At 75.8% G+C, this 19,374-nt stretch carries 22 protein-coding genes; 14 read left to right on the plus strand and 8 right to left on the minus strand.

What is annotated here, in order from left to right:
- Positions 1–36 precede the first annotated feature (36 nt).
- From ACI78U_RS04525 to ACI78U_RS04540, 4 genes are read left to right on the plus strand one after another with little or no spacing between them, the layout of a single operon-like run.
- Positions 37–1,116: a sigma-70 family RNA polymerase sigma factor gene (locus ACI78U_RS04525; protein ID WP_456874099.1), complete on the plus strand. Its 1,080-nt coding sequence runs from the start codon at positions 37–39 to the stop codon at positions 1,114–1,116.
- Entirely contained in the window at positions 1,113–2,015 is a 903-nt protein-coding gene (locus ACI78U_RS04530; protein ID WP_456874100.1) for an STAS domain-containing protein, read from the plus strand. Before ACI78U_RS04525 ends, ACI78U_RS04530 begins: the two co-directional genes overlap by 4 nt.
- Positions 2,012–2,416, plus strand: a complete 405-nt coding sequence (locus tag ACI78U_RS04535) for an STAS domain-containing protein (protein WP_456874101.1) — start codon at positions 2,012–2,014, stop codon at positions 2,414–2,416. Before ACI78U_RS04530 ends, ACI78U_RS04535 begins: the two co-directional genes overlap by 4 nt.
- Positions 2,413–2,703 carry a phosphatase RsbU N-terminal domain-containing protein gene (locus ACI78U_RS04540; protein ID WP_456874102.1) on the plus strand — a complete coding sequence of 97 codons (291 nt, stop codon included), beginning with the start codon at positions 2,413–2,415 and terminating at the stop codon, positions 2,701–2,703. The genes ACI78U_RS04535 and ACI78U_RS04540 overlap by 4 nt, the downstream gene beginning before the upstream one ends.
- An 83-nt stretch (positions 2,704–2,786) precedes the next feature.
- On the opposite strand, the gene ACI78U_RS04545 is transcribed toward ACI78U_RS04540, so the two are convergent.
- Positions 2,787–3,083, minus strand: a complete 297-nt coding sequence (locus tag ACI78U_RS04545; RefSeq protein WP_456874103.1) for a hypothetical protein — start codon at positions 3,081–3,083, stop codon at positions 2,787–2,789.
- 209 nt (positions 3,084–3,292) lie between these two features.
- Here ACI78U_RS04545 and ACI78U_RS04550 point away from each other — a divergent pair, with 209 nt between their 5' ends.
- The gene (locus ACI78U_RS04550; RefSeq protein ID WP_456874104.1) at positions 3,293–4,081 is read left to right on the plus strand and encodes an esterase/lipase family protein; all 789 of its coding nucleotides are present in this window, start codon (positions 3,293–3,295) and stop codon (positions 4,079–4,081) included.
- On the opposite strand, the gene ACI78U_RS04555 is transcribed toward ACI78U_RS04550, so the two are convergent.
- Complete coding sequence (locus tag ACI78U_RS04555) at positions 4,051–5,649, minus strand: FAD-dependent oxidoreductase (RefSeq protein ID WP_456874105.1); 1,599 nt, start codon at positions 5,647–5,649, stop codon at positions 4,051–4,053. The genes ACI78U_RS04550 and ACI78U_RS04555 overlap by 31 nt on opposite strands.
- 59 nt (positions 5,650–5,708) lie before the next feature.
- Here ACI78U_RS04555 and ACI78U_RS04560 point away from each other — a divergent pair, with 59 nt between their 5' ends.
- Positions 5,709–6,290, plus strand: a complete 582-nt coding sequence (locus tag ACI78U_RS04560; RefSeq protein WP_456874106.1) for a helix-turn-helix domain-containing protein — start codon at positions 5,709–5,711, stop codon at positions 6,288–6,290.
- Positions 6,291–6,342: 52 nt separating this feature from the next.
- Positions 6,343–6,912 (plus strand): hypothetical protein, encoded by a 570-nt coding sequence (locus ACI78U_RS04565; RefSeq protein WP_456874107.1) that lies wholly within the window; start codon positions 6,343–6,345, stop codon positions 6,910–6,912.
- 283 nt (positions 6,913–7,195) lie between these two features.
- Here the strand turns inward: ACI78U_RS04565 and ACI78U_RS04570 are convergent, their stop codons facing one another.
- Positions 7,196–8,230 (minus strand): zinc-dependent alcohol dehydrogenase, encoded by a 1,035-nt coding sequence (locus tag ACI78U_RS04570; protein WP_456874108.1) that lies wholly within the window; start codon positions 8,228–8,230, stop codon positions 7,196–7,198.
- A 29-nt stretch (positions 8,231–8,259) separates the two neighbouring features.
- On the opposite strand from ACI78U_RS04570, the gene ACI78U_RS04575 reads away from it, so the two are divergent.
- A complete protein-coding gene (locus ACI78U_RS04575; protein ID WP_456874109.1) occupies positions 8,260–9,978 on the plus strand; it encodes a dihydroxy-acid dehydratase in 1,719 nt (572 codons plus the stop codon).
- A 6-nt stretch (positions 9,979–9,984) separates the two neighbouring features.
- On the opposite strand, the gene ACI78U_RS04580 is transcribed toward ACI78U_RS04575, so the two are convergent.
- Together ACI78U_RS04580 and ACI78U_RS04585 are read right to left on the minus strand one after the other, a co-directional pair.
- Positions 9,985–10,746: a dihydrodipicolinate synthase family protein gene (locus ACI78U_RS04580; RefSeq protein WP_456874110.1), complete on the minus strand. Its 762-nt coding sequence runs from the start codon at positions 10,744–10,746 to the stop codon at positions 9,985–9,987.
- Between the two features lie 79 nt (positions 10,747–10,825).
- Positions 10,826–11,047, minus strand: a complete 222-nt coding sequence (locus tag ACI78U_RS04585) for a hypothetical protein (RefSeq protein WP_456874111.1) — start codon at positions 11,045–11,047, stop codon at positions 10,826–10,828.
- Positions 11,048–11,263: 216 nt separating this feature from the next.
- Between ACI78U_RS04585 and ACI78U_RS04590 the strand changes: the two genes are divergently transcribed.
- From ACI78U_RS04590 to ACI78U_RS04605, 4 genes are read left to right on the plus strand one after another with little or no spacing between them, the layout of a single operon-like run.
- Entirely contained in the window at positions 11,264–11,515 is a 252-nt protein-coding gene (locus ACI78U_RS04590) for a hypothetical protein (protein WP_456874112.1), read from the plus strand.
- Positions 11,512–12,342, plus strand: coding sequence for a hypothetical protein (locus ACI78U_RS04595; RefSeq protein ID WP_456874113.1), 831 nt, complete (start codon positions 11,512–11,514; stop codon positions 12,340–12,342). Before ACI78U_RS04590 ends, ACI78U_RS04595 begins: the two co-directional genes overlap by 4 nt.
- Positions 12,342–14,144, plus strand: coding sequence for a fumarate reductase/succinate dehydrogenase flavoprotein subunit (locus ACI78U_RS04600; RefSeq protein WP_456874114.1), 1,803 nt, complete (start codon positions 12,342–12,344; stop codon positions 14,142–14,144). The genes ACI78U_RS04595 and ACI78U_RS04600 overlap by 1 nt, the downstream gene beginning before the upstream one ends.
- Positions 14,141–14,896, plus strand: a complete 756-nt coding sequence (locus ACI78U_RS04605) for a succinate dehydrogenase/fumarate reductase iron-sulfur subunit (RefSeq protein WP_456874115.1) — start codon at positions 14,141–14,143, stop codon at positions 14,894–14,896. The genes ACI78U_RS04600 and ACI78U_RS04605 overlap by 4 nt, the downstream gene beginning before the upstream one ends.
- 15 nt (positions 14,897–14,911) lie before the next feature.
- Here the strand turns inward: ACI78U_RS04605 and ACI78U_RS04610 are convergent, their stop codons facing one another.
- Together ACI78U_RS04610 and ACI78U_RS04615 are read right to left on the minus strand one after the other, a co-directional pair.
- Positions 14,912–16,261 carry a hypothetical protein gene (locus tag ACI78U_RS04610; protein ID WP_456874116.1) on the minus strand — a complete coding sequence of 450 codons (1,350 nt, stop codon included), beginning with the start codon at positions 16,259–16,261 and terminating at the stop codon, positions 14,912–14,914.
- 32 nt (positions 16,262–16,293) lie between these two features.
- Positions 16,294–17,142, minus strand: coding sequence for an SDR family oxidoreductase (locus tag ACI78U_RS04615; RefSeq protein ID WP_456874117.1), 849 nt, complete (start codon positions 17,140–17,142; stop codon positions 16,294–16,296).
- A gap of 94 nt (positions 17,143–17,236) precedes the next feature.
- Between ACI78U_RS04615 and ACI78U_RS04620 the strand changes: the two genes are divergently transcribed.
- A complete protein-coding gene (locus tag ACI78U_RS04620; RefSeq protein WP_456874118.1) occupies positions 17,237–18,142 on the plus strand; it encodes an SCO6745 family protein in 906 nt (301 codons plus the stop codon).
- A gap of 91 nt (positions 18,143–18,233) precedes the next feature.
- On the opposite strand, the gene ACI78U_RS04625 is transcribed toward ACI78U_RS04620, so the two are convergent.
- Entirely contained in the window at positions 18,234–18,404 is a 171-nt protein-coding gene (locus tag ACI78U_RS04625; RefSeq protein WP_456874119.1) for a hypothetical protein, read from the minus strand.
- A 193-nt stretch (positions 18,405–18,597) separates the two neighbouring features.
- Here ACI78U_RS04625 and ACI78U_RS04630 point away from each other — a divergent pair, with 193 nt between their 5' ends.
- Entirely contained in the window at positions 18,598–19,371 is a 774-nt protein-coding gene (locus ACI78U_RS04630) for a (Fe-S)-binding protein (RefSeq protein ID WP_456874120.1), read from the plus strand.
- The last annotated feature ends 3 nt before the right edge of the window (positions 19,372–19,374 follow it).

A 19,374-nucleotide genomic window follows, 5' to 3' on the forward strand; every position in this document is an offset into this window, starting at 1 on the left:
GCGCCGGGACGGCCGTCCGGCGGTAGCGTCCCGCGAGTGGGGGCCGCGGAGTCCGTCGGTGCGTCGCCGTTGGGCGGCTCCGACGCCGTGGCCTCGCTCATCCCCATGGTCCGGCGCATCGTGGCGGCCCGCGTCGCCGACGCCACCGCCGCCGAGGACCTGGTCCAGGAGACCCTCGTCCGCGTGCTCGCCGCCTCCGGCCGCGTCGAGCCCGGCATGCTCGAGCCCTACGCCATCGCCACGGCGCGCAACGTCGTCGCCACCTCCTGGCGGGAGCAGGACCGGCAGCGGCGCAACCAGCACCGGGTGGTCGACCTCCGGGCGCCCGACCCACCCGAGGGCGAGCTGCTCGCCGCGGAGGAGCGGACGGCGGTCGCCGAGGCACTGGCCCGGCTCTCCGAGCGCGACCGGCTGGCGCTCCTGGAGCACGAGGTGTCGGGCCGGGACACCCGGGCGCTGGCCACCGAGCTCGGCTCGACCGCCGGAGCAGTCGCCGCGCAGCTGCACCGCGCGCGGGCCCGACTGCGGGTGGAGTACCTGCTCGCCCGCGACCGCACCGAGCCGCCGACCGACCGCTGCCGCCCGGTCCTGTTCGCCCTCTCCAGCGGTGACCGCCGCCGGCAGCGCGAGGTCGACGCCGGGCGGCACCTGCTCGAGTGCGACGTCTGCGCCGCCCTGAGCCGGCCGCTGCTCGAGCGGGCGCCGCAGCGCGACGACGAGGTCCGCATCCCGATCGAGGGCGACGCCGACGTCGTCGCCGCCCGGCAGGCCGCCCGCGACCTGGCCGGCCGGCTCGGCTGCTTCTCGCCCACCGACCTGACGCTCATCGCCACGGCGGTCTCCGAGGTGACCCGCAACATCGTCAAGTTCGCGGGCTCCGGCGAGGTCGTCGTCGAGGTCCTCGACGAGCCGCGCAAGGGCGTGCAGGTGACCGCGCGCGACGCCGGACCGGGCATCCCCGACGTCGAGCGGGCGCTGCAGGACGGCTACAGCACCTACGCCGGCCTGGGCCTGGGGCTGCCCGGCGCCCGGCGGCTGATGGACGAGTTCGCGATCGCCTCCGAGGTGGGGCGGGGTACGACGGTGACGATGACGAGATGGTGTGGTGAGCGATGAGCAGCATCGAGGGACCGGCTCCGGCCACGGCCACGGCCCTGTCCGAGGGCCCCGGCGAGGACCAGCTGCTCCCCCAGCTCGTCGCCCACCTGCGCGAGCACCGCACCCGGCTGCGCCACGAGTGGGCCGAGCGCATCCAGCAGGCCGGCCTGCTGCACGCGATGACCCCGCAGGAGATGGCGGCCGAGACCACGTCGGTCTACGACAACTACGTCGAGGTGCTGGAGACCGGCAGCGTCGAGGCGCTGCGGCGCTACGCCCGCGACCTCTCGGAGCGGATCATCCCGCGCGGCGTGGAGACCCACGAGGTCGTCGGGATCGTGCTGCTGCTGCGCGACGTGCTCGCCCGGTCGCTGTTCGAGAAGTACCAGCGCGACTTCGGCCTGCTCAACCGGGTGCTCGACGCCTACGAGCCGGCCGCCAACCGCATCGCGAACACCGTCGCGGTCAGCTTCGTCGAGGAGCGCGAGCGGGTCATCCGGCAGCAGCAGGACGCGCTGCGCGAGCTGTCCACCCCGGTCCTGCCGGTGCGCGAGCGGCTGCTCATCCTGCCGATCATCGGCGTCCTGGACAGCGAGCGGGCCCGTCAGCTCACCGAGCAACTGCTCACCGGCATCCGCACCCACCGCGCGCGGGTGGTGGTCATCGACATCACCGGGGTCCCCGAGGTCGACGAGTCGGTGGCCAACCACCTCGTGCAGACCGTCGACGCCTCCCGGCTCATGGGCGCCAGCGTCATCATCACCGGCCTCTCGCCGATGATCGCCCAGACGCTGGTCACCATCGGGGTGGACCTGAGCAAGATGGACACCATCGGCGACCTGCAGGGCGGCCTCGAGGAGGCCGAGCGCCTCCTCGGCTACGCGACCGGCAGGGACGACGGGACTGCGGTCCCGTGACCGGGCCCCGGCTGGTCTCGATCCTGCGGCAGGGGTCCTACCTCATCGCCTCGATCCACACCGCCCTCGACGACACGCAGATGACCGCGTTCCAGCACGACCTCGTGGAGCGCATCGGCAACGACCGCGCGCGCGGGGTGGTCATCGACGTCGCCGCGCTCGACGTGCTGGACTCCTTCGGCACGCGGACGCTGCGCACGATCGCCGAGGTGGCCCGGCTCCGCGGGGCGGTGACCGTGGTGGTCGGCATCCGGCCGGAGGTGGCCTTCGCGATGGTGGCCCTGGGCATGGACACCGGGTCGGTGCACACCGCGCTCGACCTCGAGGAGGGACTCGCCTTCCTCGACCGGGTCGCCGGGTCCCGCCTCCCGATGACGACGACTCGGGGCGGGCCGGTGTGACCGGCGTCGAGGGGCTCACCCGCGACTACCGCGTCGCCTTCCTGGCCCACCTCGCCCGCCGCAGCGAGGCGTCGCTCAACCGCGGCTACGAGCTCGGCCGGGCCGCGGTCACCGAGGGGCTGGGCATCCTCGAGGTGGCGCGGGTCCACCACGAGGTGCTGCTCGAGGTGCTCCGGGAGACGCCCGCCGACGAGCTGGCCGACGTCGCCGCGGCGGCGTCGGAGTTCCTCATCGAGGTGCTGGCGACCTCGGACATGGCCCAGCGGGCGCTGCTGCGCCCGCGGTGAGGAACGGGCCCCCGGCCGGGTCGGGGGGCTTCGGTCCCGGCCGGGGGCTCGTGAGGCGCGGACGGGTGTCCGCGCCGGCTCGGTCAGGCCTGCCGGAAGACGACGTCCCCGAACGGCGCCTCGCAGACCGTGGTGGTCTCACCGCTGCGGTCCACGGCCCGGCCGAGCACGGCCACCGGCCCGACCTTGAGCCCGCAGACCTGCGCCGCGACCTGGGCGGCCACGGCCACGTTGACGTCCTCGAGGATGGTGATGTCGCCGACGGCCACGTTGATGAGGCCGTCCTGGACCGGCTGGGCGCTGGCGATCCCGGCGCTGCCGGTGACGAGGGCGGCGCTGGCCGCCACGCAGACGGCAGAACGCTTGAGCATGCTGGTCATCGGGGTCTCCTCCGTGTGTGGCCCGGTGCGACGTCGTCACCGCGGGGGCCGTGCACGCATGAAGACCCCGCCGGCCCGCCGGCATGACGCGGAACCGGAGCCGTACGAGGCTCCAGAACGCGACCGGGGCCACGTCATGGCGACGGTCCGGAGGCGTCCGGGCGGGTATGGGCACCCGGACAGCAACCGCCGCCCGCGGAGGAGAGCCCGTGACCGGATCCCCGGACCCCCGGACCGCCGGACGCCGCCGCACGCTGCTGGCCGCCACCGAGCCGGTGCGCGCCGCCGCCAGCGCCGGTGCGCTCGCCCTCGCCTACCCCCTGCTGCGCGGCGCCCCGCGCGGGGAGGCACACGGCGTCCTGGTGCTGCCCGGGCTGCTCGCCTCCGACGTCTCCACGGTCACCCTCCGCCGCTGGGTGCGCGGGCTGGGCTACCCGGTGGTCGGCTGGGAGCTGGGCCGCAACCGCGGTCCGACCAAGGAGATCACCGACGAGCTGCCCCGGCTGGTGGAGCGGCTCGCCGAGCGGCACGGCGGGCCGGTGAGCATCGTCGGGCAGAGCCTCGGCGGCATCTACGCCCGCCGGCTGGCGCTGCGGGTCCCGCACCTGGTGCGCCAGGTGGTCAGCCTCGGCTCGCCGTTCGGGATGTCCGGCCGCCCCGCCGACGACAGCCCCGGCGCCCGCGCCTACGCCCGCTACCGGCACCTGCACGCGGTGCCGCGCGGGCGGGGCGGCCTGGCCGGCGGCCTGCCGGTCCCGAGCACCGCGGTGTACTCGCGCTGGGACGGCGTCGTCGACTGGCGGGCCTGCCGGCAGACGCCCGGCCCGCGCGCGGAGAACGTCGGCGTGCACGCCAGCCACCTGGGGATGGGCCACGACCCGGCGGTGCTGTGGCTGGTGGCCGACCGCCTCGCCCAGACCCGCGACGGCTGGCGGCCGTTCACCCCGCCCGCGCGGCTGCGGCTGCTCTACACGAGCGAGGACGACGTCACCGGCTGACGCCGCCGGGCCCGCAGGACGGCGTCCGCGGCGTGGACCGACCCGTGCTCGTGGCCGCGGGCCTCGCGTGGCCGCGCCTCGGCCACCTGCACCTCCCAGTCGCCGGCGTCGAGGACCGCGGCCAGCTGCTCGCCGGTGGCGTACCAGTCGGGCAGTCCCGGCCGCTGGATGCCCCGGGAGGAGTCGCTGCCGTCGTGCATGGTGACCAGCAGCGTGCCGCCGGGGGCGACCGCCGCGGCCAGCCGCCGCAGCACGGTGTCGCGGGTGCCGGGCGGGAAGTGCAGGAACGACGCGGTCACCAGGTCCCAGCGCTCCTCCCCCGGCTCCCATGCGGTGACGTCGGCGTGGCGGGTCTCCAGCGCGACGTCCGCCTCCGCGGCGGCCGCGGCGGCCCGGTCCAGCGCGGTGCGGGAGAGGTCGAGCGCGGTGACCTCCCAGCCGCGGCGGGCCAGCCAGACGGCGTCCCCGCCCTCGCCGGCCCCGGCGTCGAGCGCCCGGCCGGGCGGCAGGTCGGCGGCCTCGGTGGCCAGCACGTCGTTGACCCGGCCGCTCCAGACGCCGTGCCCGTGCGAGCGGTAGCGCTCCTCCCACCACTGCTCGCCGAACTCCGGGTCGCTCATCGCCCGGACCACCTCCACCGCGGCCCGGGTGTCCTCGGCGACGAGGTCGGCGTTGATCGCGGCGGCGGCCATGAGCCCCGCGGCCGCGGCACCGATGACCTGGGCGCCGGGGTCGGCGACGTTGCCGGCCGCCCACACGCCGGGCACCGCGGTGGCCCCGCGCGCGTCGACCGGCACGTGCGACCCGACGACCGCCTCGCCCATGCGGAACGGCTGCGCCTCCACCCCCAGCCCGGTCAGCACGGCCGAGCGGGCGGTGAACACCGGGGCGACGACGACGGCGCTGCGCGGCACGACCTCCCCGGTCGCCAGGCGCACGCCGGTCAGCCGGTCGCCGTCGGTCTCCAGCGCCGCGACCTCGCCGCGCACCACCCGGATGCCGCGGGCGGCGAGCGCCTCGGCGGTGGCGTCGTCCGGCTCCGGCGCGGTGTGCAGGAAGAAGACGAGGTCGGCGCTCCACTGCCGCCACAGCTGGGCCTGGTGCAGCGACATCGGGCCGGTGGCGACCACGCCGACGGGCTGGTCGCGCACCTCCCAGCCGTGGCAGTACGGGCAGTGCAGGACGTCGGTGCCCCACAGCTCGCGCACGCCGGGGATCCCCGGCAGCTCGTCGGTCAGGCCGGTGGTGACCAGCAGCCGGCGCGCGCGCAGCACCCGGTCGCCGGCCAGCTCCACGGTGAAGGCACCGGCCGACCCGCCGGCCGCGGTGACCGTGCCCTCGACCAGCACGCCGCCGTAGCCGGCGACCTCGGCCCGGCCGGCCGCGAGCAGGTCGCCGGGCGGGGCCCCGTCGCGGCCCAGGTAGTTGTGCATCTCGTGCGCCGGCGCGTTGCGCGGCGTCCCGTCGTCGACCACCGCCACCGAGCGGCGCGCCCGTCCCAGGGCGAGGGCGCCGGAGAGGCCGGCCGCACCCCCGCCGATGACCACCACGTCGTACGTCTCGTCCATGCCGACGACGGTGCGCCTCGATCTGCCGGTAGCGCAAGTTCCTTTGCCATACTGGCAACGTGACCGATCTGGACGCCGTCCTCGACGCCGTCGGCCCGCGGCTGCGCGAGCTGCGGCGCCGGCGGGGCGCCACCCTCACCCAGCTGTCGGACGACACCGGCATCTCGGTGTCGACGCTGTCGCGGCTGGAGTCCGGGCAGCGCCGCCCCACGCTGGAGCTGCTGCTGCCGCTGGCCCGCGCCCACCAGGTGCCGCTCGACGAGCTCGTCGACGCCCCCGAGACCGGCGACCCGCGGGTGCGGCTGCGGCCGATCACCCGGCACGGCGCCACCTTCCTGCCGCTCACCCGGCGCCCGGGCGGGTTGCAGGCCTACAAGATGGTGCTGCCGCCGGGCTGGGGCGGGGAGCCCGGCGAGTTGCGCTCGCACGAGGGCTGGGAGTGGCTCTACGTCCTGTCCGGGCGGCTGCGGCTGCTGCTCGGCGACGCCGACGTGACCCTGACCCCCGGCGAGGTGGCCGAGTTCGACACCCGCACCCCGCATCGGCTCGGGAACCCCGACGACCGGCCGGCCGAGGTGCTCGCCCTCTTCGGCCCGCAGGGGGAGCGCATCCACGTGCGCGCCTCCCCCGCCCGCCGCTGACCGGTGGAGCTCCACCGGGTGAGGCACGGCCGGATGGGGTACCGCCGTCGGCATGAGCGGGAAGTCGGCCGAGGACTACGCCGAGGACTACACGGACCCGGAGCTGCGCGCGCGGCTCAAGGAGGAGATCAAGGCGGGCGACCGGGGTGGTCGGCCCGGCCAGTGGAGCGCCCGCAAGAGCCAGCTGCTCACCACCGAGTACGAGAAGGCCGGCGGCGGCTACCGGCACGAGGGCGAGCGCACCGAGTCGCAGCGGCACCTGCAGGAGTGGGGCGCGCAGGACTGGCACACCGCCGACGGCGGCGACCGGGCGCGCGGCTCGGACGGGACGAAGCGGTACCTGCCCGACGCGGCGTGGGAGCTGCTCTCCGACGAGGAGAAGCGGGCCACCGACACGAGGAAGCGGGGGTCCACCGAGCAGCACGTGGCCAACACCGACGCGGCGAAGGAGGCCCGCAAGGCCGCCGAGTTGGTCGACGTGGACGCGATGGAGGCGCGGAAGCGGGTGGCCCGGATGTCCGGCGAGTCGCAGCTCGACCGCGCCGAGCAGGCAGAGCGCGAGCTCGGCAAGGGCCGCAAGACGGTGCTCGAGGCGATCGAGAAGCAGCGCGCCCGCGACTGATGGGCGGTGGCCACGATCAGGTGACCTGATCGTCGGGCGTCCTACCCGACCGCCCACCACGAGGGAGGACGCACTGCGGTGAGGGAGGACGCCCTGCGGTGAGGGAGGACGCCCTGCGGTGAGGGAGGACGCGCCGCGGTGAGGGAGGACGCGCCGCGGTGAGCGAACACGACCCGACGCGCCGGGCAGTGCACGCGACTGCGGGTCTGACCCCCGTGCACTTCCGCGGAAGTGCCCCGTGCACATCCGCGGAAGTGCGCGGATCAGCGGGCTGGGGCGCCACTCAGGCGGGCAGCCGCGGGTCGACGTGGACCTTGGGCCCGGCGCCGCTGCCCGGAGGGCGGCCGCCCGCGAGCACCGCGCCGACCTGCCCGAGACCGACGGTGGCGGCGACCAGCGGCCGGGGGTCGACCTCCCCGCTCCGATAGGCGGCGATCGTGGGAGCCAGGCCGGGGGACGCCGAGAGGATCCCGACCGCGGTGACGTCCTCGAGCACCAGCGTGCGGGTGTCGACGGTGCTCGGCGTGCCGGCGAGGCCGATGCACACGACGCGCCCGGCGGGCTCGACCAGGTCCACGGCCAGCGCCGGGGACCCGGGGGCGGTCGAGGCGTCGACGACGGCGTCGAACGGCAGGTCCGGGAGCGTGTCGCGGGTCCAGGCACCGGGGAAGCCGAGACCGCGGGCGAACTCGAGCGAGGAGTGGGTGATGCCGAGCAGGTGCACCTCGGCGCCCGCCGCACGGAGGAACATCGCCGTCAGCAGGCCGATCGTCCCGGGCCCGATCACCAGCGCGCGGTCGCCGGAGGCGACCGCGGCGGCCTGCGCCGCCCGCCAGGCGTTGCCCCCCGGCTCGACGAGCGCGCCGAGCGCCGCGTCGACGGAGTCGGGCAGCTCGTGCAGCGAGTCCGCAGGGACGGCGAGCTGCTCGGCCAGCGCACCGGGGCGGTCGCCCCGGATGCCCACCTCCTGCCGGTCCTCGCACACGTGCTGCTGCCCCCGCAGGCACCGGCGGCAGACCCGGTCGCCGAGCATCGTGTCCCCCGTGACCCGCCGGCCCAGCCAGGCCGGGTCGACCGCGTCGCCCACCGCGGTGACCCGGCCGCACCACTCGTGGCCGGGTCGCACGGGGTAGGAGGAGTGCCCGGTGTGCAGGTAGGACAGCTCGCCGGTGAACAGCTCGACGTCGGTGCCGCAGACGCCGGCCCGGTCCACCTCGACGACCACCTCGCCGGGCGCGGCGACCGGGACGGGGACCTCCTGCACCGCCCCCTCGCCCGGCCCGGTCAGCACGAAGGCCCGCATGGTCGGTGCGCTCACCTGGACCACCGTCCCAGCACGCGGTGAGGATGTCGGCCGTGACCCTCCGCAGCGCGCAGTGGTACTCCGGGGACCTCCGCTCCGCCTACATCCACCGTGCGTGGATGCGCCGCGGCGTCCCGGACGACGCGTTCGGCCGCCCGCAGATCGCCATCGCCAACACCGCCTCCGACCTCGTGCCGTGCAACCGCCACCTCTCCGAGGTCGCGGCCGCCGTGCGCGACGGCGTCCACGCCGCCGGCGGCACCCCGCTGGAGCTGCCGGTCTTCGGGCTGGGCGAGACCCAGGTCCGCCCCACGGCGATGCTCTGGCGCAACCTGGCCGCGATGCAGATGGAGGAGGCGTTCCGCGCCAACCCCGTCGACGGGCTGGTGCTGCTCGGCGGGTGCGACAAGACGATCCCGTCGCTGCTCATGGCCGCGGCCTCGGTCGACCTGCCCGCCGTCGTCGTCCCGGGCGGGCCGATGCTGACCGGCACCTTCCGCGGGGTGCCGCTGGGCTGCGGCACCGACGTGTTCCGGCTCTCCGAGGAGGTGCGCGCGGGCACGTTGTCGGCGGAGGAGTTCGCGCGGTCGGAGTCGGCGATGATCCGCAGCCGGGGGCACTGCAACACGATGGGCACCGCCTCCACCATGGCGCTCGTCGCCGAGGCGCTGGGCGCCGTCGTGCCGGGGGTCGCCGGCACCCCGGCCGCGGACAGCCGCCTGCTGGAGGCCGCGCACGGGACCGGCCGGCTGGTGGTGGAGATGGTCGCCGCCGACCGCCGGCCCTCGACGTTCCTCACCGAGGGGTCCTTCGCCAACGCCATCGTGGCGCTGGCCGCGATCGGCGGGTCGACCAACGCCGTCGTCCACCTGCTGGCCATCGCCGGCCGGCTGGGGATCGACCTGACCCTCGACGACTTCGACCGCATCGGCTCGGGCGTGCCGGTGCTCGTCGACCTGCTCCCGGCGGGCCGGTTCCTCATGGAGGACCTCCACCGCGCCGGTGGCCTGCCCGCCGTGCTGGGCCAGGTCCGCGACCTGCTCGACCCGACCGCGCTCACCGTCACCGGCACGCCGCTGGTCGACGCCCTCGACGGCGCCGCGATCTGGGACCCGCAGGTGATCCGGCCCCGCGGCGAGCCGCTGCTCGAGCACGGGGGCATCGTCGTCCTGCGCGGGAACCTCGCACCCTCCGGCGCCGTCATCAAGCCGGCCGCCGCCTCGCCGCACCTGATGCGGCACCGCGGCCGGGCCGTGGTCTTCGACTCCATCGAGGACTTCCACTCCCGCGTCGACGACCCCGACCTCGACGTCGACGCCGACTCCGTGCTCGTCCTGCGCGGCTGCGGCCCGAAGGGCTACCCCGGCATGCCCGAGGTCTCGAACATGCCGCTCCCGCGGAAACTGCTGGAGCAGGGGGTGCGCGACGTGGTGCGGGTGTGCGACGGCCGGATGAGCGGCACCGCCTACGGCACCGTCGTCCTGCACGTCGCCCCGGAGGCGGCCGCCGGCGGCCCGCTGGCCCTCGTGCGCACCGGCGACGTCATCGCGCTCGACGTCGCGGCCCGGCGGATCGACGTCGAGGTCCCGGACGGCGAGCTGGCGCGGCGCCGGCCGGCCGAGGCGACCGTCGCCGGGTTCGCCGCCCCCCGGCGCGGCTGGGAGCGGCTCTACGTCGACCACGTGCTGCAGGCCGACACCGGCGCGGACCTGGACTTCCTCGTCGGCTCGAGCGGATCGGCGGTGGGTCGGGAGTCCCACTGAGCGCGCTCAGCCGCCCACCCGGGTGACCGCCGAGGTGCCGAAGCGCTCCGCGGCCGCCCGCTTGTAGCCCGACGGGAAGTCGGCCGACGCCCGGCGGTCGAGGGCGGCGAGCCGGACCTGCGCCGCCCAGTCGCCGCCGGCGGCCGCGGTGCACTCCTCGGGGGCGAGGTTGGCGGCCGCCACCAGCGCGCCGGCCGCCCCGATCGCGGCGCACAGGCCGACCAGGGTCGCCGCGCCCGTGTAGAGGTCGCCGGCGAGGACGTCGCGCTCGAGCAGCAGCCGGCCGGCGTCCCCGGAGGAGTCCTTGAGCCCGGACACCGGCAGGTCGGGCAGCAGGCCGACGGGGATCCCGGGCGCGGAGGCCCCCGGGAAGTGGTAGGCCAGCAGCGGCCCGCTGGCCGCCTCGGCCACCGCTGCGTAGTACGGCCGCGGGTCGGGGACGCCGGCCGGGGAGAGCACCAGCACGGCGTCCGCACCCGCGGCGAAGGCACGCCCGGTCAGCTCCGCCGCCTGCCGGCCGGTGGGCGCGCCGGTGCCGGCGAGCACGGGCACCTCCGCCGGCACCGCCGCCCGCACCGCGCCGACGAGCACGTCCCGCTCCTCGGCGGTCAGGGCGGCCGCCTCCCCCGTCGTCCCGGCGACCAGCACGCACCGCACACCCAGGCCGGTCAGCTGCGCCGCCAGGTCGGCGGTGGCCGGCGCGTCCAGCGCCCCGTCCTCGCGGAAGAGGGTGACCAGGGCGACTCCGACGCCGGTGAACAGGGGCATGCCCGCATCCTGCTCCTGCGGACGGCTCCGGGCCCGGCGCGTGCACTTCCGTGGAAGTGCACGGATCCGCGGGCGGCGGTCAGTCGTCCTGCTGGGCGGCCGCCCGCCGTTCGGCGCCGGTCTCCTCCGCGTAGCCGACGTCCTGGCCGGACACGCGCCCGACGAAGGTGCCGGTGGTGCCGGTCCCCGTCGTCGCGTCCGCGTCCGGCCCGCCCCCGCCGCCGTCGCCCGTGGCCCGCGACAGCGCCTGCGCGTCGTCGCGGTCGACGTCGTCCTCGCCCGGTCGTGGGTCTCGCTGCACGGCTGGTCCTCCGGTTCCCCGGCGGTGCCGGCGCGGAGCTGTCGGGACGTCCCGGGGGTTGCCCGTCCCCGGCGCCGCCGACACCTCGGGGTCCCCGCCGCACGGGGAGACCGGCCGGTCGCGGAACCACCGGCGCAGCCCTTTCCCCGGTGCGCGGGTCCGTGGTGGACTGCGGCCCCGCCTTCCCGGCGGCGTCAGAGCGACCTGGAGGCAGCGATGTCCCTGGAGCAGGACGTGACGGCGGCACGCGGGGCGGTCGACGCCCTGGAACGGGCGTGCGCCCTCGTCACGAGGCACTTCGGCGACACCCTGGACTCGCGCCGGCTGCGGGTCGACGTCGCCCGGCTGCGTGACGACCTCGACCTGCTGTGCGGCGCCCGGCCGCGCGGGACGTACGAGCCGTTCGCGATCGTGTACGGCGACGGGGACGACGAGGGCCTGGGCGGGTCCGGCCGCACGCGCCGGTGACCACCACCGCGCCCCGCGGGTCCGGGGCGGTCTCGGCGGGACGCGGCGACGGGGGCCCGGCGCCGCGGCGCGCGACGATCGCGGCGCGCACCCTGCGCACCGACCGGTGGTGGGTCCAGCCGCTGGTCACCGTCGTCGTGCTGCTGCTGTTCATCGCCTACTCGACGTTCCGCGCCTTCCAGAACGCCTACTACTACGCCTCGCCCTACATCTCGCCGTTCTACTCGCCGTGCATCACCACCCGGTGCGAGGGCGACAGCTTCCCCGAGTTCTTCACCGGCCCGGCCTGGATCTCCCCAGCCATCTACATCCTCGTGCTGCCCCTGGGGATCCGGCTGACCTGCTACTACTACCGGAAGGCCTACTACCGCTCGTTCTGGCTGTCCCCGCCGGCCTGCGCGGTGGCCGAGCCGCACCGCCGCTACACCGGCGAGACCCGGCTCCCGCTCATCGGGCAGAACGTGCACCGGTACTTCCTGTACGCGGCGCTGCTGTTCAACGTGATCCTCTTCTACGAGGCGTTCCGCGGGTTCCGGGACGAGACCGGCGAGTGGGGCCACATGGGGCTCGGCACGCTCATCCTGCTGGTCAACGCGGTGATGCTCTTCCTGTACTCGGTCTCCTGCCACTCCTGCCGGCACATCGTCGGCGGCCGGCTGAACTCCTTCTCGAGGCACCCGCTGCGCTACCGGGCCTGGACGCTGGTCTCCCGGCTCAACGGCAAGCACATGCAGTACGCCTGGATCTCGCTGTTCACCGTCGCGTTCGCCGACTTCTACGTCTTCCTCCTGGCCACCGGCACGATCTCCGACCCGAGGTTCTTCTGATGGAGCTCGAGAAGCACGAGTACGACGTCGTCGTCGTCGGGGCGGGAGGGGCGGGTCTGCGGGCCGCGATCGAGGCCCACCAGAGCGGGGCGCGCACCGCCGTCGTCTGCAAGTCCCTGCTGGGCAAGGCGCACACGGTGATGGCCGAGGGCGGCATCGCCGCGGCGATGGCCAACCTCTACCCCGAGGACAACTGGCGGGTGCACTTCCGGGACACCATGCGCGGCGGGAAGATGCTCAACCACTGGCGCATGGCCCAGCTGCACGCGCAGGAGGCCCCCGACCGGGTCCGCGAGCTCGAGGACTGGGGCGCGCTGTTCGACCGGACGGCCGACGGGCTGATCAGCCAGCGCGACTTCGGCGGCCACCGCTACGCGCGGCTGGCCCACGTCGGTGACCGCACCGGGCTCGAGCTGATCCGCACCCTGCAGCAGCGCACGGTCGCCCTCGGCATCGACGTCTACATGGAGTGCACGGTCACCCGGCTGCTCACCGACGACGACGGCATCACCGGCGCGTTCGGCTACTGGCGGGAGTCCGGGCGCTTCGTGGCCTGGCAGGCGCCGTCGGTGGTGCTGGCCACGGGCGGGATCGGCAAGTCCTACAAGGTCACCTCGAACTCGTGGGAGTACACCGGCGACGGCCACTCCCTCGCGCTCCAGGCCGGCGCGACGCTGGTGAACATGGAGTTCGTCCAGTTCCACCCGACCGGGATGGTCTGGCCGCCGTCGGTGCGCGGCATCCTCGTGACCGAGAGCGTGCGCGGCGACGGCGGCGTGCTGCGGAACTCGGCCGGCAACCGCTTCATGTTCGACTACATCCCCGACTTCTTCCGCAAGGAGACGGCGGAGACCGAGGACGAGGCCGACCGCTGGTACGACGACAAGAAGAACAACCGGCGGCCGCCGGAGCTGCTGCCCCGTGACGAGGTCGCCCGGGCGATCAACAGCGAGGTGAAGGCCGGCCGCGGGACCCCGCACGGCGGCGTCTTCCTCGACATCGCCTCGCGCCGATCGGCGGAGTACATCCGCAAGCGGCTGCCGTCGATGTACCACCAGTTCAAGGAGCTGGCCGAGGTCGACATCACCGCCGAGCCGATGGAGGTCGGCCCCACCTGCCACTACGTGATGGGCGGGGTGGAGGTCGAGCCGGACACCGAGGCGGCGCGCGTGCCCGGCCTGTTCGCCGCGGGCGAGGTGGCCGGGGGCATGCACGGGTCCAACCGGCTGGGCGGCAACTCGCTGTCGGACCTGCTCGTCTTCGGCCGGCGGGCCGGGCTGGCCGCGGCCGAGCACGCCGCCAAGCGCGAGCACACCCGCGGGCTGCTCGCCGACGACGCGCTCGCCGACGCGGCCCGCGCGGCGCTGGCCCCCTTCGAGCGGGAGGGCGGCGAGAACCCCTACACCGTGCAGCACGACCTGCAGCAGACGATGCACGACCTGGTCGGGATCATCCGGACGGCGCCGGAGATGGAGCAGGCGCTGGAGCGGATCGCCGCGCTCAAGGAGCGGGTCGCGAGGCTGTCGGTCGAGGGCCACCGGCAGTACAACCCCGGCTGGCACCTCGCGCTGGACCTGCCGCACATGCTGCTGGTCAGCGAGTGCATCGCCCGGGCGGCGCTGGCCCGGCAGGAGAGCCGCGGCGGGCACACCCGTGACGACTTCCCCGCCACCGACGCCGAGTGGGCGCGGACGAACCTCGTCTGCGCGCTCGGTCCCGACGGCGGCGTCGCGCTGACCCGGCAACCGCTCCCCCAGATGCCGCGGGAGCTCGCCGAGATCTTCGAGGAGGGCTCGGCGTGACCTACGACGCGACGTTCCGGGTGTGGCGCGGGGACGCCACCGGGGGCGACCTGCAGACGTTCACCGTGCCGGTCAACGAGGGCGAGGTCGTCCTCGACGTCATCCACCGGCTGCAGTCCACCCAGGCCGGCGACCTCGCCGTCCGGTGGAACTGCAAGGCCGGCAAGTGCGGCTCGTGCAGCGCGGAGATCAACGGCCGGCCCCGGCTCATGTGCATGACGCGGATGAGCACGTTCGCCGAGGACGAGACGGTGACGGTCACGCCGATGCGGACCTTCCCGGTGGTCCGCGACCTGGTCACCGACGTCTCCTACAACTACGAGAAGGCCGCGCAGATCCCGGCGTTCGCCCCGCGCCCGCGCGAGGCCGACGGCACCCACCGGATGCAGCAGGTCGACGTCGAGCGCTCGCAGGAGTTCCGCAAGTGCATCGAGTGCTACCTCTGCCAGAACACCTGCCACGTCATCCGCGACCACGAGGAGAACAAGCGCGCCTTCGCCGGCCCGCGGTTCCTCATCCGGCTGGCCGAGCTGGACATGCACCCGCTGGACACCACCGACCGCAGGAACGCCGCGCAGGAGGAGTTCGGCCTCGGCTACTGCAACATCACCAAGTGCTGCACCGAGGTGTGCCCGGAGGGCATCCACCTGACCGACAACGGGATCATCCCGCTCAAGGAGCGCGTGGTCGACCGCCGGTTCGACCCGATCACCTGGCTCGGCTCCCGGATCGGCCGGCGCCCGCGGGACTGATCCCGGGCGCCGCGGTCAGGCCCCCGGCTGCGGCGCCACGGCCACCGGCCGGACGTCCTCGACCGGGTCCACGACGGCCGGCGGCGCGTCCTCGGACGGCGCCGGGTCGTCGTCGGGCGGCCGGGGGTCCTCGACCTGCGGGTGCGGGTCGTCGCCGCGGTCGCGGGCGCGGCCGGCGCCGGGCAGCCCCGACACCACCTGGTGGAGGTCGTCGAGGAGCTCGAGCAGGGCGTGCAGGTCCGTCGGCACCCGCCCGAGGTCGGTGACGCTCGGCAGGTGCCCGGACTCCAGCCCGCGGAGCAGCCGCGGCACCTGGTCGGCGAGCGCGGCCAGCGCGGCGGTCCGGTCGTCGGTGAGCAGGGCCGGCGTGCGGTCGAGCAGCGTGCGGAGCGCGCGGACCGCGTCGTCGGTCAGCTCGCGGTCGAGCCGGGCGAGCAGGTCGAGGGCCGCGGCCACCTGACCGCGGCCGAGCAGCTCCTCGACGTCGTCGAGGCGCTGGTCGGACAGCAACCGGTCGAGTCGGCCGAGCAGCCGGCGCGCCCGCTCGTCGGCGGCGAGGTCGAGCAGCGCCCGGACCCGATCGTCGGCCGCCAGCTCCAGGGCCTGCTCCACCCGGTCGCCGGTCAGGATGGCCAGCGTCCGGTCCACCCGGTCGTCGGTGACGACGTCGAGGGCCCGCCCGGTCCGGTCGTCCGTGGCGAGGTCGAGAGCCCGGCCGATCCGGTCGTCGGCGACCAGGTCGAGCAGCCGGCCGACGCGCGGGTCGGCGGCCAGGTGGAGGGCCACCCCGACCCGGTCGTCGGCGGCCAGCTCGAGCGCCCGCTCGGTGCGCCCGTCGGCCAGGAGGTCCAGCGCCCGCTGCAGGCGCTCGTCGCCCACCAGGTCCAGCGCCCGGTCCAGCCGGGGCAGCAGGTCGGCCGCCAGGAGCCGGTCGAGCCCGTCGGCGAGCCGGTCCAGCCGTCCCGAGGACAGCAGGCCGTCGACGGCGTCGAGGGCGCGCGGCACGACGTCGGCCCGGGCGCGGAGGGTGTCCACCGTGCGGGTCAGCGCCTCGACGCGGTCGGGTGCCAGGGCGGCGCCCAGCCGGTCGACGACCGCGCCCAGGGTCGCGATCCGCTCGGGGGTCAGCGTGGCGGCCAGGCGCTGCACCATCCCGGCGGCCGCCTCCACGGCCTCGGGCCCGACCGCGGCCGCGCGGGCCACCGCGGGCGCGGCGCCGTCGAGCAGCGCGCGGGCGCGGCGGAGGACGTCGTCGGCCACCGGCAGCAGCGTCTCGGCGCGCGGCAGGGCCGCGCTGAGGCTGCGGACGGAGTCGGCGAGCGTCCAGGGCAGGTCGAGGAGGTCCGAGGGACCGGGCAGGCGCACGGGCGTCGTCTACCCGTGTGGCCGCGCTCGACTCACCGGGCGCGGGCCGCCGGTCCGCGCAGCACCTGCTCGAGCGTCGTCGCCGGGCGGCCGAGCAGGTCGGGGACGGCGCTGCTGACGGCGGCCACCTCGCCCGCCGCGATCGCAGTGTAGGTGGACACCCACGCGTCGACCTGCCAGTCCGGCGCCCCGTAGGAGGCGCGCGAGGCGTAGGCCTCCTCGACCGTCTCGGCGTGGTACCGGACCGGCCGGCCCGTGACGGCGGTGAGCACCCCGGCCACCTCGGTCAGGGTGAGCGCCTCCGGGCCGGTGAGGTCGTACGTCGCGCCGGCGTGCGCGGCCGGGTCGCGCAGCACGGCCGCCGCGACGTCGGCGACGTCGTCCTGGGCCACCACCGCCACCCGTCCGTCCCCGGCCGGGCCGCGGACCACGCCGTCCTCCCCCACCAGCCGGGGGGTGAAGTCGGCGTAGAGGGAGTCGCGCAGGAACGTGGCGGTCAGGCCGTGGCCGCGCACGTGCTCCTCGGTGGCCCAGTGGTCGCGGGCGAGGGTGAAGGTGGCGTCCGGCGCCGCGCCGAGGAAGGAGACGTAGACCAGGTGGGACACCCCGGCGGCGACGGCGGCGTCGACGAAGCTGCGGTGCTGGTCGACCCGGTCGGGGGTCTCCGACGCCGACACCATGAGCACCGTCGAGGCGCCCTCGAGCGCGGCGCGGACGGCGTCGCCGTCGGCGTAGGGCGCGCGGACGGCGGTCGCGCCGGGCAGCCGCGGCGCGCGGTCGGGTGCGCGGACCAGCAGCCGCTGGGCGACGCCGGCGTCGGCGAGCCGGCGGGCGACCCGCCCGCCCAGCTGCCCGGTCGAGCCGGTGACGGCGAGGGTCATGGGAGCTCCTGACGGGTCGGGGCCGGATGCGCCCGACAACCACCGCGTCCGGCGCGGCCTTCCCGCGACGGCGTCCCGCGCGCACCATGCCCGGGTGGACTACGCGCAGGCGCAGCAGCTGTTCCTCACCCCGCTCGAGACCGAGCGCCCCACCACGGGGATCCCCGACACCCCCGGCCGGCGGCTGCGCGATGCCGCCGAGCCGATCGCGACCATCAGCTGGTGGGGCAGGCCGGTGAACGGCCGGCTCGCCGCGCTGGGCCTGGACTTCCTCACCGGCTACGTCTGGGGCCGCGCCGCCCCGATGGGCGAGCCGGCCGCCCCGGTGGCCGTCGCCGCCTTCGGCGTCTTCGAGCCCGGCGTCCTCACCGGCTGGTACGAGCAGGCGCGGGCTACCGCCGGCCGCGCCGCCGTGCTCGCGGCCCGGGAGGAGGGCGTGGTGGAGTCGCTGCGCGAGCTGCTGCCCGGCGCCGACGTCGCCGGGGCGGTCGCCGCCCTGCGCCGCGGCACCGAGGCGGCCGCCCCGCACGTCGTGGGCCGCCCGCTGTTCGCCGGTCAGCTCTCGCTGCCCTGGCCCGCCGACCCGCTCGGGCAGCTGTGGCACGCGGCGACGCTGCTGCGGGAGTTCCGCGGCGACACCCACCAGGCAGCCAACCTGGCCGCCGGGCTCACCGCGGTCGAGATGAACCTGCTCACCGAGTACTGGGTCGGCTGGGAACACACTGCCTACGCCGGGACGCGCGGCTGGTCGGCGGAGGCGATGGCCGGGGCCGCCGCCGACCTGCAGGGGCGCGGGCTGGTCGCCGACGGGCGGCTCACCGAGGAGGGACGGCGGCTGCGCGACGACGTCGAGGCGCGGACCGAGGCCGCGATGGGACCGGTCCTCGCCGCCATCGGGCCTGACCTGCCGGAGCTGACCCGGCAGCTGGACGCCTGGTCGGCGGCGATCGTGGCCGGCGGCGCCGCGCCGCCGGACCCCTACAAGCGGATCAGCGGCTGACCACCGCCCCGGCCGGGTCACCCCCGCGCGCGCTCGTGCTCTGCCCACACCGGTGTGCAGAGCACGAGCGCGCGCCGGACCCCGTGGTGTGTCAGGAGCGGTGCACCTCGTCGTAGCCGAGGTCGCCGCCCGGGTCGTCTCCGGCCCGGGCCGGCGGCTCCGCGGGCGCCGGGGGTGCCGGCTGCCGCCCTGCCCCGGTGGTCGCCTCGTGCACGAGGTCGTAGCCGTAGTCGCCGTCGGACCGCTCACCTGACTGTGTCATGACCCCTCCTGGCCGCGCGTGGGCCCGATGCTGCGCGCCCGGCCGGGACGCGCACAAGGCCCCGCGCCGGTCCTCCCCGGGAGCGATGGTGGGCGTGACACGATCCAGCAGGGCACGCGCACGTCCAGGACGTCGTCGAATCCGCGCTCGTCGTCCGCGCGTCGAGCACGGTCTTCCGCGACAGGGGGTCTCGGTGAGGGTCGCGCTGTTCGCCACCTGCCTGGTCGACACGCTGGTGCCACAGGTCGCCAGGGCGACCGCGCGACTGCTGGAGCGGCTGGGCCACGAGGTGGTCGTGCCGCCGACCCAGGCCTGCTGCGGGCAGATGCACGTCAACACCGGCTACCGGCGCGAGGCGGTGCCAATCGTGGCCAACCACGTGCAGGCGTTCGCCGGCGCCGTGGCGGTCGTGGCGCCGTCGGGGTCGTGCGTGGCCTCCATCCACCACCAGCAGGCCGCCGTCGCCCGCCGGGCCGGCGAGGAGGGGCTGGCCGTCGAGGCGGAGGCGCTGGCCGCGCGCACGTACGAGCTGTCGCAGTTCCTCGTCGACGTGCTCGGCGTGACCGACGTCGGCGCCTACTACCCGCACCGGGTCACCTACCACCCGACCTGCCACTCCCTGCGCCTGCTGCGGGTGGGCGACCGGCCGCTGCAGCTGCTGCGCGCCGTCCGCGGGCTGGACCTGGTGGAGCTGCCGGACGCGGAGTCCTGCTGCGGCTTCGGCGGCACCTTCGCGGTCAAGAACGCCGACACCTCGACGGCGATGCTCACCGACAAGATGGCGAACGTGCTCGCCACCCGCGCCGAGGTGTGCACCGCCGGCGACTCGTCCTGCCTCCTGCACATCGGCGGCGGCCTGTCGCGGCTGCGCTCGGGCACCCGCACGGTGCACCTGGCCGAGATCCTCGCCTCGACGGAGGAGAACGTGAGCCCGTCCCAGTCCACCCGCCCCGCGGTCCAGGCCTGAGGG

It is taken from the genome of Geodermatophilus sp. SYSU D00710, assembly GCF_054050195.1.